Genomic DNA, 13,584 nt, shown 5'->3' on the forward strand with positions numbered 1-13,584 from the left:
CTGAAATGCCATCCTTCTGGACCACTCCTCTTGGCTGGACGCTCGTCACCATCGGCGGGATCCTGCTCGTCACCGTCGGGATCCTGATCTCGCTCGCCTTCCTGCTGCTGGCGGACCGGAAGATCTGGGCCGGCGTGCAGATGCGCAAAGGCCCGAACGTCGTCGGGCCGTTCGGCCTGCTTCAGTCGTTCGCGGACTTCTTCAAGTTCGTGCTGAAGGAGATCGTCGTGCCGGCGGGCGCCGACAAGGTCGTCTTCCTGCTGGCGCCGCTGCTGACCTTCATCCTCGCCTTCATCGCCTGGGCGGCCATTCCATTCGCGCCGGGCTGGGTCATTTCCGACCTGAACGTCGGCATCCTGTACATCTTCGCCATCTCGAGCCTCGGCGTTTACGGCATCATCATGGGCGGCTGGGCTTCGAACTCGAAGTATCCGTTCCTCGGTTCGCTGCGGTCGGCGGCGCAGATGGTGTCCTATGAGGTCTCCATCGGTCTGGTGATCATCAACGTGATCCTGCTGGCCGGGACGATGAACCTGACATCGATCGTCGAGCAGCAGCAGGGCTGGTTCTGGAACTGGTTCGCCTTTGGCGGCGGGGCAGGGACCTGGCCGACGATCATCGTGATGATCCCGATGGCCGTGATCTTCTTCGTCTCTGCGCTGGCCGAGACCAACCGCCCGCCTTTCGACCTGCCTGAGGCGGAGTCGGAGCTCGTGGCCGGCTATCAGGTCGAGTACAGCTCGACCCCGTATCTGCTGTTCATGATCGGCGAGTACGCCAACATCGTCTTCATGTGCGCCATGATCAGCCTGCTGTTCTTCGGCGGCTGGAACCCGGGCTTCCCGATCGACTTCACCGCCAGCTGGCCTGAGTTCTGGGTCAATTTCCTGCTGCTGCTGGTTTTCTGCGCCAAGATCGTCGTGGCCTTCTTCATGATCGCGCTCGTGAAGGCCTTCGTGCCCCGCTATCGGTACGACCAGCTGATGCGTCTGGGCTGGAAGATCTTCCTGCCGACCTCCCTGGTCTGCGTGGTCTTCGTCGCCGCCTGGCGCGTGTTCGCGGTGGGTGCATGATCCGCACGCTCGCCCTTTCCGGTCTGATGCTCGCGGCCCTCGGCGCCGGCGGCTGCACCATGATCTTCCGGCCGATCGAGCCGGAGGTGCGCTCGCCTATGGGCGAGTTCGACCGGGCCGAGGCGTCGCGGACGCGCGAGGATCGCAACCACCCCGCCTGCCGGGACCAGCGCAGCGAGCGCGATGACCAGCCCGAAGGCTGCAAGATCGTCGTCAGGAGGGGCCGATGATCCGTTTCGTCGCCGTCGCCCTGACGTGCGCGACCGCTGCGGCTTGCGCGCCCCAGCCCTACGAATCCCTGCCGACCTCGCCCGTTCAGTGGGAGCGGCGGCAGGAGCGGATCCAGCGCGAGGAGACCGAGCGTCTCAACCGCTGCAACGCGATGAACAAGGAAAGCGAGCGCTACGCTCGTGAGTGCCAGCGTCCCGGAGGCGCGACCCAATGATCAACCGTCTTGTCCAGGCCGCGAAGGGCGCGCTGCTGATCGATGCGATCGGCGCGATCGGCCTGTCGTTCAAATACATGGCCCGTCCGAAGATGACGGTGAACTATCCGTTCGAGCGGAACCCGCAGTCGCCGCGCTTCCGTGGCGAGCATGCGCTGCGCCGCTATCCGAACGGCGAGGAACGTTGCATCGCCTGCAAGCTGTGCGAGGCCATCTGCCCGGCGCAGGCCATCACCATCGAAGCGGAACCCCGCGCCGACGGCAGCCGCCGCACGACCCGCTACGACATCGATATGGTCAAATGCATCTACTGCGGCCTGTGCCAGGAGGCCTGCCCGGTGGACGCCATCGTGGAGGGCCCCAACTCGGAGTTCACCACGGAGACCCGCGAGGAACTGCTCTACGACAAGGATCGTCTGCTGGCGAACGGCGACCGCTGGGAACGGCTGATCGCCAAGAATCTGGAACTCGACGCGCCTTACCGTTAAGGCGCAGACGCGAAACGGGGAGGGCGATTCCGGGAGGGGTCGTCGCCCATAAAACCGAAAGGGGCTCTGGCCTCCGATGTTGCAAGGCATTGCCTTCTATGTGCTGGCGACGGTCGCGGTTCTCGCGGCCCTGCTGGTCGTGACCGCGAAAAACCCGGTGCACAGCGTGCTCTGGCTGATCCTGGCCTTCTTCTCGTCGGCGGGGCTGTTCGTCCTGCTGGGCGCGGAGTTCCTGGCGATGCTGCTGGTCGTCGTCTACGTCGGCGCCGTCGCGGTGCTGTTCCTCTTCGTCGTCATGATGCTCGACGTCGACTTCGTGAAGCTGCGCGAGGGCTACGCCCGCTACCTGCCGCTGGCGATGATCGTGGCGGGCGTGTTGCTGGCCGAGATGATCATCATTTCGCTGACCGTCGCTTCGGGCGGCGCTGCCTCGGATACGACGGGGCCGATGGTCGCCACCGCGGACGCCTCTAACGTCGAGACGATCGGCCGGGTGCTCTACACGGACTACGTCTACATCTTCCAGGCGGCGGGGATCGTGCTGCTGATTGCGATGATCGGCGCCATCGTCCTGACCCTGCGCCACAAGCCCAACATCAAGCGTCAGAACGTCGCCGATCAGGTCGGTCGCGACGCGAAGACGGCGATGGAAGTAAAGTCGGTCACGACCGGCGCCGGCGTCACCCCGGAGGATCTGGTCTGATGGTCGTCACCCTGCAGCACTATCTGGCGGTCGCCGCCATCCTGTTCACGATCGGCGTCTTCGGCATCTTCGTGAACCGCAAGAACGTCATCATCATCCTGATGTCGGTCGAGCTGATCCTGCTGGCCGTGAACATCAACTTCGTCGCCTTCTCCAGCTACCTGAACGATGTGTCGGGGCAGGTGATGGCGATGTTCGTGCTGACGGTCGCCGCAGCCGAGGCCGCCGTCGGTCTGGCCATTCTGGTGACCTTCTTCCGTAACCGCGGCGATATCGCGGTCGACGACGCCTCGGTGATGAAGGGCTGACCGTGGATATCCAGCTTCTCGTCACTCTCGGCGTCTTCGCCCCGCTGCTGGGCGCAACCATCGTCGGCCTGTCGGGCCGGCGGCTTGGCAACGTCGTCTCGCAGGCCATCACGACCGGTCTGCTGTTCTTCTCGTGCGTCATCGCCTGGATCGTGTTCAGCCAGTGGACCTGGGGGCATATGGAGGCCTTCACCCTGACGCTGGCGCCGTTCATCCACGTCGGCGACTTCGTCTCCAACTGGTCGATCCGCATCGACGCCCTGTCGGCGACCATGCTGGTGGTCGTGACCAGCGTCTCGTCGCTCGTGCACCTCTATTCGTGGGGGTACATGGCCGAGGATCCGGACAAGCCCCGGTTCTTCGCCTACCTCTCGCTCTTCACCTTCGCCATGCTGGCGCTGGTGACCGCCGCCGACTTCATGCAGCTGTTCTTCGGCTGGGAAGGAGTGGGGCTGGCGTCCTATCTGCTGATCGGTTTCTGGTACAAGAAGCCCACGGCCAGCGCCGCCGCCATCAAGGCCTTCGTGGTCAACCGGGTCGGCGACTTCGGCTTCGCGCTGGGCATCTTCACCGTCTTCTGGATGTTCGGCACGATCCAGTTCGCCGAGCTGTTCCCGATGATCTCGACCTGGGAAGGTCGCGGCTGGGAGTTCCTGGGGCACACCTGGTCGGCGCTCGATCTGGCGGCCTTCCTGTTGTTCATCGGCGCCATGGGCAAGTCGGCCCAGTTCTTCCTGCACACCTGGCTTCCGGACGCGATGGAAGGCCCGACGCCGGTGTCGGCCCTGATCCACGCGGCGACCATGGTCACCGCCGGCGTCTACATGGTCTGCCTGCTGAGCCCGATCTTCGAGTATGCGCCAGTCGCCTCGATGATCGTCGCCATCATCGGCGCGGTGACGGCCCTGTTCGCCGCGACCGTGGGTCTGGCGCAGAATGACATCAAGCGGGTGATCGCCTATTCGACCTGTTCGCAGCTGGGCTACATGTTCTTCGCGGCGGGCGTCGGCGCCTATCAGGCTGCCATGTTCCACCTGTTCACGCACGCCTTCTTCAAGGCCCTGCTGTTCCTCGGCGCCGGCTCGGTGATCCACGGGATGCATCACGAGCAGGACATGCGGAAGATGGGCGGGCTGTGGAAGCTGCTGCCGATCACCTATGCCGTCATGACCATCGGCACGATCGCGATCACCGGTCTGGGCATCCCCGGCATCGGCGGTCTGGCGGGCTTCTATTCCAAGGACATCGTGATCGAGAGCGCCTTCGCGGCCGCAGCTTCGAACCACTCGCCGGCCGGTCTCTTCGCCTTCTTCGTCGGCATCTTCGCCGCCGGCCTGACCGCCTACTATTCGTGGCGGCTGGTGTTCATGACCTTCCACAACAAGCCGGTGTGGAAGGACGAGCATCACGACGATCACGCGCATGACGACCATGCCTCGCACGCCCAGCTGGAAACGCACTCCGAGCCGGTCGCTGACAACCATGCCGACGACGGCCACGCCCACGACGATCATCATCACCACGGCCCGCTGAAGCCGCACGAGAGCCCGTGGGTCATGCTCGTGCCGCTGCTGGCGCTGTCGGTCGGCGCGATCGCGGCGGGCTTTGTGTTCGAGCCGTTCTTCACCGGTCACCACGAGCACGAGTTCTGGCGCGGGGCGATCTTCACCGGAGAGCACAACCACGTCCTGCACGAAGCGCATGGCGTTCCGACCTGGGTGAAGTGGTCGCCGCTGATCCTGACGCTGATCGGGACCTTCGTCGCCTTCTGGCTCTATGTCGTGAAGGAAGGCATGGCGCGCCGGATGGCCGAGCGCGGCGGGCTGGTGCACGCCTTCCTGTACAACAAGTGGTACTTCGACGAGCTGTACCAGTTCGTCTTCGTCCGCGGAGCCAAGGGACTGGGCGACCTGTTCTGGAAGGTCGGCGACGTGAAGATCATCGACGGCGGCGGGCCGAACGGCATGGCCTGGTTGTCGCGCAAGTTCGCCGGGGGCCTGTCGTGGTTCCAATCCGGCTATGTCTACTTCTATGCGTTCGTGATGCTGCTCGGCCTTGCTGGCTTCCTCGCCTTCGCGCTCTCGGCCTGGGGAGCCTGAGATGATCCCCATGATCCTGAGCGTCGTCACCTTCCTGCCCCTCGTCGGGGCGGCCCTGATCCTGATCGCGCGTTTCGCCAACAAGGCCGGCGCCGACAACGCTGCGCGCTGGATCGCGCTGGGCACCACCCTTGCGACCCTCGCGATCTCGGTCGTGCTGGTCGCGGGCTTCGATGCCTCGAACCCGGGCTATCAGTTCGTCGAGCGGTTCAACTGGTTCGCGGGCGCCCAGTACCATCTGGGCGTGGACGGGATCTCGATCCTGTTCGTGCTGCTGACCGCCTTCCTGCTGCCGATCTGCATCGTGGCCAGCTGGAAGACGATCAACGAGCGCGTCGTCGACTACATGATCGCCTTCCTGGTGCTGGAGACGCTGGTCATCGGCGTGTTCACCGCGCTGGACCTGTTCCTGTTCTACATCTTCTTCGAAGGCACCCTGGTGCCGATGTTCATCATCATCGGCGTGTGGGGCGGGGCGAACCGGATCTACGCGGCGTACAAGTTCTTCCTCTACACCCTGCTGGGATCGGTGCTGATGCTGCTGGCCATGCTGTGGATGTGGCATGCGGCCGGCACGACCAGCATTCCGGCGCTGAAGGAGTTCGACTTCCCCGCCTACGCCCAGCCTCTGCTCTGGCTGGCCTTCTTCGCCTCGTTCGCGGTGAAGATGCCTATGTGGCCGGTGCACACCTGGTTGCCGGACGCCCACGTGCAGGCGCCGACGGCGGGCTCGGTCATTCTGGCGGGCATCCTGCTGAAGCTGGGCGGCTACGGCTTCCTGCTGTTCAACCTGCCCATGTTCCCGCTGGCCTCGCAGCAGTTCGCGCCGCTGGTGTTCACGCTCTCGGCCATCGCGATCGTCTACACCTCGCTGGTCGCCTTCCGTCAGACCGACATCAAGAAGCTGATCGCCTATTCGTCGGTCGCCCACATGGGCTTCGTGACCATGGGCATCTTCGCCGGCAATGATCAGGGCGTGCAGGGCGCGGTCTTCCAGATGCTGAGCCACGGCCTGATCTCGGGCGCGCTCTTCCTCTGCGTCGGCGTGGTCTACGACCGGATGCACACCCGCGAGATCGCCTTCTACGGCGGACTGACCAGCCGGATGCCGTGGTTCGCGGCCATCTTCCTGATGTTCACCATGGCCAACGTCGGTCTGCCGGGAACGTCTGGCTTCATCGGCGAGATCCTGACCATGACCGGCATCTATCAGGTGTCGACCTGGACGGCCTTCTTCGCCGCTTCGGGCGTGATCTTCTCGGCGGTCTACGCGCTGACGCTGTACCGCAACGTCATGTTCGGCGAGATCACCAATCCGGCGCTGAAGACGATCACGGACGTCGACAGGCGCGAGCTGCTGATCTTCACGCCGCTGATCATCGGCACCCTGCTGCTGGGCGTTCAGCCCGGTCTGGTGCTGGACTACACGAACGCCTCCGTTCACGCCCTGACGTCCGCCTATCAACTCGCGATCGGTGGCTGAGACCATGATGCCTGATCTGATTTCCGCCCTCCAACTCTCCGCTCCGGAGATCGCTCTCGCGGTCGGCGGTCTGGTTCTGCTGATGGTCGGCGCCTTCTCGGGCGAGAAGAGCGCGAACGTCGTGTCGTGGCTGTCGATCGCCCTGCTGATCGGCGCGACGGCGCTGGCCGTGACCGGTCCGCTGGGGCGGGCGTTCAACGGCGCCTATGTGGCCGATCCGCTGGCGGTGTACGGCAAGGCCGTGATCTTCCTGTCCAGCGCCGTGGCCATCGTGCTGGGCAACGGCTGGATGGGCCGGACCAGGATCGCGCGCTTCGAGTTCCCGATCCTGATCGTGCTGGCCTCGGCCGGCATGGGCATGATGGCGTCCTCGGGCGATCTGATCAGCCTGTACGTCGGTATCGAGCTGCATTCGCTGGCCCTGTATGTGCTGGCGGCCTTCCATCGCGACGACCTGAAGGCGTCGGAAGCGGGCCTGAAGTATTTCGTGCTGGGCGCGCTGTCGTCCGGCCTGCTGCTGTACGGCGCCAGCCTGATCTACGGCTTCGCCGGCTCGATGCGCTTTGACGAGATCGCAGCCTATGCGACCGCCAACCCGTCGCCGGGTCTGATCTTCGGTCTGGTGTTCCTGATCTGCGGACTGGCGTTCAAGGTCTCGGCCGCGCCGTTCCACATGTGGACGCCCGACGTCTACGAAGGCGCGCCGACGCCGGTCGTGTCGCTGTTCGCCACGGCGCCCAAGGTGGCGGCCATGGTGCTGATCGCCCGCGTGCTGGATGGGGCCTTCATCGGCTCGCACGACCAGTGGGCGCAGGTGCTGGTCCTGATCTCGCTGATCAGCTTCGCGGTCGGCGCGTTCGGGGGGCTGGCCCAGAAAGACATCCAGCGCCTGCTGGCCTATTCGTCGATCGCCAACATCGGCTACGCCCTGCTGGGCATCGCGGCCGGGACGGCGCTGGGCGTGCAGTCGATGCTGCTGTTCATGACCCTGTACGTCGTCGACCAGTTCGGCTTCTTCGCCATTCTGCTGTCGCTCAGCCGCAAGGGTCGTCCGATCCGCAAGATCGCCGATCTGGCGGGCCTGCGTAAGGACCGGCCGGTGATGGCGCTGGCGCTGACCGTGCTGTCGCTGTCGGTGCTGGGGATGCCGCCGCTGTCGGGCTTCTGGGGCAAGTGGGCTGTGTTCGGCGCCGCTGCTGACGCCGGCTACTGGATGGTCGGCGCCGCCGGTCTGGTCGCCTCGGTCGTGGCGGGCTTCTACTATCTGCGCATCATCAAGGTCATGTGGTTCGACCCGGCGCCCGAAGGGACCGAGGCCACCGATCCGTCGCCGGTCGAGGCCAAGACCATCGCGATCGCTTCGGCCCTGTTCGCCTTCCCGCTGGTGATGGTCGCTCTGGTCTGGCTGGAGCCGTTCGCGAAGGCGGCGGCGGTTGGATACGGGGCGGGGTAGGTGGCCTCGGCCGCGCCCGTCCTGCTGCTCGACCAGACCGATTCCACGAACGCGGAGGCCCGGCGACGGGCGGCGGCCGGCGAGACCGGCCCGCTGTGGATCGTGGCGCGGGCGCAGACCGCGGGACGCGGGCGACGCGGTCGCAACTGGGAAAGCGACGACGGCAACCTGTTCGCCACCCTGCTGCATGTGACCCGCAAGGAACCGGCCGAGGCGGCGCAGGTGACCTTCGTCGCCGCGCTGGCGGTGGCCGACCTGCTGGATACTTACGCGCCGCCGTCGATTGTGACGATCAAATGGCCCAATGACGTGATGCTGGCGGGCCAGAAGGCCTCAGGCGTGCTGGTCGAGAGCGGTCAGCATCCGTCGGGCGGCCTGTGGCTGGCGGTCGGGATCGGCGTCAATCTGGCCCATGCGCCGGTCGGTACCGAGCGGCCGGCGACGGCTCTGGCGCAGCACCTCCGCGGCGACATCAGTGCGCCGCCGAAGGTCGACGCGGCCGCGGCCGTGCTGGCCCGGGCCTTCGCTGTCTGGATGGAACGTTGGGAGACCTTGGGGTTCCAGCCGGTTCTCGACGCCTGGATCGCCCGCGCCCACGGGCTGGACGGTCCGGCTGTGGCCCGTCTGGGGCTCGAGACCGTCGAGGGCCGCGCCGAAGGCGTGGCGGCGGACGGGGCGCTGAAGCTGCGGCTGGCGGATGGCTCGCTGCGGCTGATCTCGGCGGGAGATGTGTTCTTCGGGGAGACGTCCTGATGCTGCTGGCGATCGAGCAGGGCAACACCAACACGCTGTTCGCGGTCCACGACGGCGCGGACTGGATCGCCCAGTGGCGGACCTCGACCGAGGCCAGCCGGACGGCGGACGAATATGCGGTGTGGCTGACGCAGCTGCTGGCCATGCGGGGTCTGTCGATCAGCCAGCTGGACGGCTGCATCATCTCCAGCGTGGTGCCGCAGTCGATCTTCAACCTGCGAAACCTGTCGCGTCGCTATCTTTCGGTCGAGCCGCTGGTCATCGGCGACAATGTCGAGCTGGGCATTCCGGTGCGGATACTCAAGCCGAGCGAGGCGGGCGCCGACCGGCTGGTGAACGCCATCGGCGCGCATCTGGTCTATCCCGGCGACCTGATCGTCATCGACAGCGGCACGGCCACGACCTTCGACATCGTGGCGGCGGACGGGGCGTTTGAGGGCGGCGTCATCGCGCCCGGCGTCAACCTGTCGCTGCAGGCCCTGCACGAGGCCGCCGCAATGTTGCCCCGCATCGCGATACAGAAGCCGGACAAGGTGATCGGCAAGGACACGGTGTCCAACATGCAGTCCGGCGTCTTCTGGGGCTACATCGCCCTGATCGAGGGGCTGGTCGCGCGCATCAAGGCGGAGTGGGGAAAGCCCATGACCGTCATCGGCACCGGCGGCGTCGCCAGCCTGTTCGAGGGCGCCACAACATCAATCGACCGGTTTGATCCGGACCTGACTATCCGCGGCCTGCTCGAAATCTGGCGGCGGAACACCCACATCAAGGACATATGAAAAACAATCCCAACGACGAACTCGTCTTCGTCCCGCTCGGCGGGTCGGGCGAGATCGGAATGAATCTGAACGTCTACGGCTACGGGCCCGAGGCGAACCGCGAGTATCTGATCGTCGACGTCGGCGTGACCTTCGGCGACCTGTCGACGCCCGGCGTGGACGTGATCGTGCCTGATCCCGAGTTTCTGGACGGCGAAAACATCCGCGGCATCGTGCTGACACACGCGCACGAGGACCATATCGGCGCGCTGGGCTGGCTGTGGACGCGCATCAAGGCGCCGATCTATGCGACGCCGTTCACCGCCTTCCTGATCCGCGAGAAGCTGCGCGAGGCGGGCATTCTGGATCAGGTGAAGATCCATGAGGTGCCGCTGGGCGGGACGATCGATCTGGGTCCGTTCCAGGTGACGATGATCACCATGACCCACTCGATCGCCGAGCCAAATGCGCTGGCGATCAAGACGCCCCTAGGTACCGTGTTCCACACGGGCGACTGGAAGCTGGATCCTACGCCAGTGATCGGCAAGCCGACCGATATCGCCGCCATCACAAAGCTGGGCGACGAAGGCCTGCTGGCCATGGTCTGCGACTCGACCAACGTCTTCGTCGAGGGACAGGCGGGGTCGGAACTGGACGCGCAGGCGGGGCTGATCGACCTGATCGGCAGCCTGAAGACCGGCCGGATCGCGGTCGGCTGCTTCGCCTCGAATGTCGCGCGGATGGTCAGCGTGATGAAGGCCGCGCATGCGGCCGGGCGGCGCGTGGCGCTGGCGGGCCGGTCGATGCACCGGATCACAGCGGCGGCGAAGCACGTCGGCCTGTTCGACGAGACCCAGCGCATCCTGTCCGAGGAAGAAGCCCGCGTATGGCCGGCGGACGAAATTCTGTATCTCTGCACCGGCAGCCAAGGCGAGGATCGTGCGGCCCTGTCGCGCGCCTCGCACGGCACCCACCCGGTGATCAAGCTGGGTCTGGGCGACCACTGCATCTTCTCGTCGCGGGTCATTCCGGGCAACGAGTTGGCCATCGCCGGTCTGCAGGACCGTCTCGCGGATCGCGGGGTGCGGCTTTACACCGAGAAGGACCATCCTCACGTCCACGTCTCGGGCCACCCCTGCCGTGACGAGATGAAGCAGATGTACGCCTGGGCGCGCCCGAAGATCGCGGTGCCGACCCACGGTATGCGCCGCCATCTGGCGGAGCACGCCAACATGGCGAAGGATCTCGGCGTCGCCGAACAGGTCACGCCGCGCAACGGCGACATGGTGCGGCTGGCTCCCGGACCCGCCGCGATCATCGACGAGGTGCCGAGCGGCCGGCTGTACGTCGATGGCGGTCGACTGGTGACGGAGCAGGGCGAGGCGCTGCACGAGCGCCGCCACGCCTCGACGAACGGCGTGCTGATGGTCAGCTTCGCCATGGATCGCCGCGGCAAGATCGTCTCTGACATCGACGTGCGCGCCATCGGCCTGCCGGGCGATGACGAGCGGCCGCTGGGCGACGCGCTGGACGATCTGGCCGAGCGCGCCGAACAGGCCGTGATGAAGCTGAAGGGCGACGCGCTTCAGGACGAACTGGTCATCGAACAGGCCGTCTCGCGGGCGCTGAAGAAGGCCAGCCAGCAGATCTGGGACCGCCGCCCGATCGTCGAGACCGTCATCCTCAGGCTCTGACGGGGCCGGGATGGGGCGCCGCGCGGACAGGTTGAGGGCGAAAGGTCGTGACGCGCTTGAGCACGTCCGCCATGCCCGCCATCCGCTGCGGGGCTGGAAGAAGTGGTTGCTGATCAGCTTTCAGGCCGTCGCCGGTCTGGTGGTGCTGTTCGCCGCCGTGAACCTGACCCTCAGTCTCACGGCTTTCCGGGGCGACGATCCCGTCGATCGAATGGTCGATGAGGTTCGGGGCCTGTGGTTCAGCGCGGCCGAGGGCGAGCCGGTTTCGTCTGAGGCGTTCGACATCGTCCATGGTGAAGATCTCGGAGCCTCGCCGGCCGCGGCTGATATCCGGGCGCATTTCGAAGCCGAGGCGGCGCGGGGAGTTTTCCTGCTGGACCACGTGATGGCGGACTACATCGTCCGATCGTTCGGCCGGGTCGATGGACGGACGCTGCCGGCCGGAGTCTATGTCGGCGCGCATGCGCTGGGCCCGGATGGGCCGCCATTGGTCGCGGTGACCAAATGGCCGGCGCATTATCTGATGTTCCCGCGGCACGCCTATATTCTGGTCGTGCCGGAGAGCGGGCCGGCCATCGTGTTCTCGGCCAGCCAGAACGCCAAATTCGATCCAGACCTTCCCGCCGGAGACCGGCTGGGCGCGCGGATCGCGACCTATGATCCGCTGGCCTATGACTTTCCGGGTTCGGGTCAGGCGCTCCACGAACTGACGCTGATCACGGACGATCCGGATCGCGTGGCCGCCGCTCCGGCGACGTTGGCAGAGGCGAGAGCCGATCTGGACGCCAGCGGGCTGCGCTACGGGCTTCTGGCGCCGAACTCCAACACGGTGGTCGGGTGTCTTCTCGAGGCCTCGGGCGCAATCAGTCGGGAGCAGAGACGCCGGATACTGCTCGCCATCCGGGCGCCTGGCATCGGTGCGAACTGCTGGTAGGGTTTGAACCGGGCGGTCGCCTGCCTATAAGGGTCCGATTCCAGTCCCCCAAGGTTCCCGCATGACCGACGCCCCGTCCGAGTTCCGCTACAAACGCGTCCTGCTCAAGGTTTCGGGCGAGGTGCTGATGGGCGATCAGGGCTACGGCATCGACATGAAGACCGTGGCCGAGGTCGCCAAGGCTGTGGCCGACGTCGCCCGCGAGGGCGTGGAGATCTGTCTGGTCATCGGCGGCGGGAACATCTTCCGCGGGCTGAGCAAGGCGGCGGGCGACATGGACCGCGCCTCGGCCGACTACATGGGCATGCTGGCGACGGTGATGAATGCGCTGGCCATGCAGGCGGCGCTGGAGAAGATCGGCGTGCAGACGCGGGTGCAGAGCGCCCTAACGATGAACGCCGTGGCCGAACCTTATGTGCGCCGTCGGGCGCTGCGTCACCTCGAGAAGGGCAGGGTGGTGATCTTCGCCGCCGGCGTGGGCGCGCCCTTCTTCACGACCGACTCGGGCGCCGCACTGCGGGCTGCCGAGATGGGCTGCGACGCCCTGCTGAAGGGCACCAGCGTGGACGGCGTCTATACGGCCGACCCCAAGAAGGACAAGACGGCCACCCGCTACGACAGTCTGAGCTATCACGACGTACTGGCCAAGGACCTGAAGGTCATGGACGCCTCGGCGGTCGCGCTGATGCGGGACTCGGGCATTCCGATCGTGGTCTTTTCGATCCGCGAGGAAGGCTCGTTCCGCCGCACCCTGCGCGGCGAGGGCGCCTTTACGGTTATAAGCGCCGACGGCAAGCCGGCCTGACAACACCATAGGAAGACGAGAGAAACGACCATGGCAAAGCCTGATCTCAAGACCTACCGCGATCGCATGGACAAGGCGGTCACCGCGCTGAAGGAAGAGTTTTCCGGACTGCGGACCGGCCGGGCGAACGCCGGCCTGCTGGATCCGGTGCAGGTGGAAGCCTACGGCTCGACGTCGCCGCTGAACGCCGTGGCGGCGATCAGCGTGCCGGAGCCGCGGATGCTGTCCGTCAGCGTCTGGGACAAGAGCATGGTGGTCGCGGTCGAGAAGGCCATCCGCGCCGCCGGTCTGGGGCTGAACCCGATCGTGGACGGCCAGATGCTGCGCATTCCGATCCCGCCGCTGACCGAGGAGCGCCGCAAGGAGTACGTCAAGCTGGCCGGCAAGTACGCCGAGCAGCAGAAGATCGCCGTCCGCAACGTCCGCCGCGACGCCAACGACGATCTGAAGAAGGCCGAAAAGGCCTCGGATATCAGCCAGGACGAACAGAAGAAGATGGAAACCGAAGTCCAGAAGGACACGGACGCCGCCATCAAGCGCATCGACGAGACGCTGAAGGCCAAGGAAGTGGAAATCATGCAGGTCTGA

The 13,584-nt window shown here is 65.8% G+C and carries 15 protein-coding genes; all 15 read left to right on the top strand.

What is annotated here, in order from left to right; all coding sequences use genetic code 11:
• Positions 1-5 precede the first annotated feature (5 nt).
• The 15 genes from nuoH (at position 6) to frr (ending at position 13,584) form a co-directional block, all read left to right on the top strand.
• Positions 6-1,073: an NADH-quinone oxidoreductase subunit NuoH gene (gene nuoH / locus ACIQC9_RS04235; RefSeq protein WP_400615371.1), complete on the top strand. Its 1,068-nt coding sequence runs from the start codon at positions 6-8 to the stop codon at positions 1,071-1,073.
• Entirely contained in the window at positions 1,070-1,303 is a 234-nt protein-coding gene (locus ACIQC9_RS04240; RefSeq protein WP_400612743.1) for a hypothetical protein, read from the top strand. Before nuoH ends, ACIQC9_RS04240 begins: the two co-directional genes overlap by 4 nt.
• The gene (locus ACIQC9_RS04245; RefSeq protein WP_400612745.1) at positions 1,300-1,518 is read left to right on the top strand and encodes a hypothetical protein; all 219 of its coding nucleotides are present in this window, start codon (positions 1,300-1,302) and stop codon (positions 1,516-1,518) included. Before ACIQC9_RS04240 ends, ACIQC9_RS04245 begins: the two co-directional genes overlap by 4 nt.
• The gene (nuoI, locus tag ACIQC9_RS04250) at positions 1,515-2,006 is read left to right on the top strand and encodes an NADH-quinone oxidoreductase subunit NuoI (RefSeq protein WP_400612747.1); all 492 of its coding nucleotides are present in this window, start codon (positions 1,515-1,517) and stop codon (positions 2,004-2,006) included. Before ACIQC9_RS04245 ends, nuoI begins: the two co-directional genes overlap by 4 nt.
• Before the next feature lie 76 nt (positions 2,007-2,082).
• Entirely contained in the window at positions 2,083-2,709 is a 627-nt protein-coding gene (locus tag ACIQC9_RS04255) for an NADH-quinone oxidoreductase subunit J (RefSeq protein ID WP_400612749.1), read from the top strand.
• Positions 2,709-3,017: an NADH-quinone oxidoreductase subunit NuoK gene (gene nuoK / locus ACIQC9_RS04260; RefSeq protein WP_400612751.1), complete on the top strand. Its 309-nt coding sequence runs from the start codon at positions 2,709-2,711 to the stop codon at positions 3,015-3,017. The genes ACIQC9_RS04255 and nuoK overlap by 1 nt, the downstream gene beginning before the upstream one ends.
• Positions 3,018-3,025: 8 nt before the next feature.
• Positions 3,026-5,116, top strand: coding sequence for an NADH-quinone oxidoreductase subunit L (gene nuoL, locus ACIQC9_RS04265; protein ID WP_400615372.1), 2,091 nt, complete (start codon positions 3,026-3,028; stop codon positions 5,114-5,116).
• A gap of 1 nt (position 5,117) precedes the next feature.
• Positions 5,118-6,599 carry an NADH-quinone oxidoreductase subunit M gene (locus ACIQC9_RS04270; protein ID WP_400612754.1) on the top strand — a complete coding sequence of 494 codons (1,482 nt, stop codon included), beginning with the start codon at positions 5,118-5,120 and terminating at the stop codon, positions 6,597-6,599.
• Positions 6,600-6,606: 7 nt separating this feature from the next.
• On the top strand, positions 6,607-8,052 hold the full coding sequence (nuoN, locus tag ACIQC9_RS04275) for an NADH-quinone oxidoreductase subunit NuoN (RefSeq protein WP_400612757.1): 1,446 nt from the start codon (positions 6,607-6,609) through the stop codon (positions 8,050-8,052).
• Positions 8,053-8,805, top strand: a complete 753-nt coding sequence (locus ACIQC9_RS04280) for a biotin--[acetyl-CoA-carboxylase] ligase (RefSeq protein WP_400612759.1) — start codon at positions 8,053-8,055, stop codon at positions 8,803-8,805. It begins immediately after the preceding gene.
• A complete protein-coding gene (locus ACIQC9_RS04285; protein ID WP_400615375.1) occupies positions 8,802-9,584 on the top strand; it encodes a type III pantothenate kinase in 783 nt (260 codons plus the stop codon). The genes ACIQC9_RS04280 and ACIQC9_RS04285 overlap by 4 nt, the downstream gene beginning before the upstream one ends.
• Positions 9,581-11,257, top strand: coding sequence for a ribonuclease J (locus tag ACIQC9_RS04290; protein ID WP_400612761.1), 1,677 nt, complete (start codon positions 9,581-9,583; stop codon positions 11,255-11,257). The genes ACIQC9_RS04285 and ACIQC9_RS04290 overlap by 4 nt, the downstream gene beginning before the upstream one ends.
• A 10-nt stretch (positions 11,258-11,267) precedes the next feature.
• On the top strand, positions 11,268-12,191 hold the full coding sequence (locus ACIQC9_RS04295; RefSeq protein WP_400612764.1) for a hypothetical protein: 924 nt from the start codon (positions 11,268-11,270) through the stop codon (positions 12,189-12,191).
• 61 nt (positions 12,192-12,252) lie between these two features.
• Positions 12,253-12,996: a UMP kinase gene (gene pyrH / locus ACIQC9_RS04300; protein ID WP_400612766.1), complete on the top strand. Its 744-nt coding sequence runs from the start codon at positions 12,253-12,255 to the stop codon at positions 12,994-12,996.
• Positions 12,997-13,026: 30 nt separating this feature from the next.
• Positions 13,027-13,584, top strand: coding sequence for a ribosome recycling factor (gene frr / locus ACIQC9_RS04305; RefSeq protein WP_400612768.1), 558 nt, complete (start codon positions 13,027-13,029; stop codon positions 13,582-13,584).

This window comes from Brevundimonas sp. NPDC092305, from assembly GCF_044755415.1.
In the GTDB taxonomy this organism is placed as follows: domain Bacteria; phylum Pseudomonadota; class Alphaproteobacteria; order Caulobacterales; family Caulobacteraceae; genus Brevundimonas.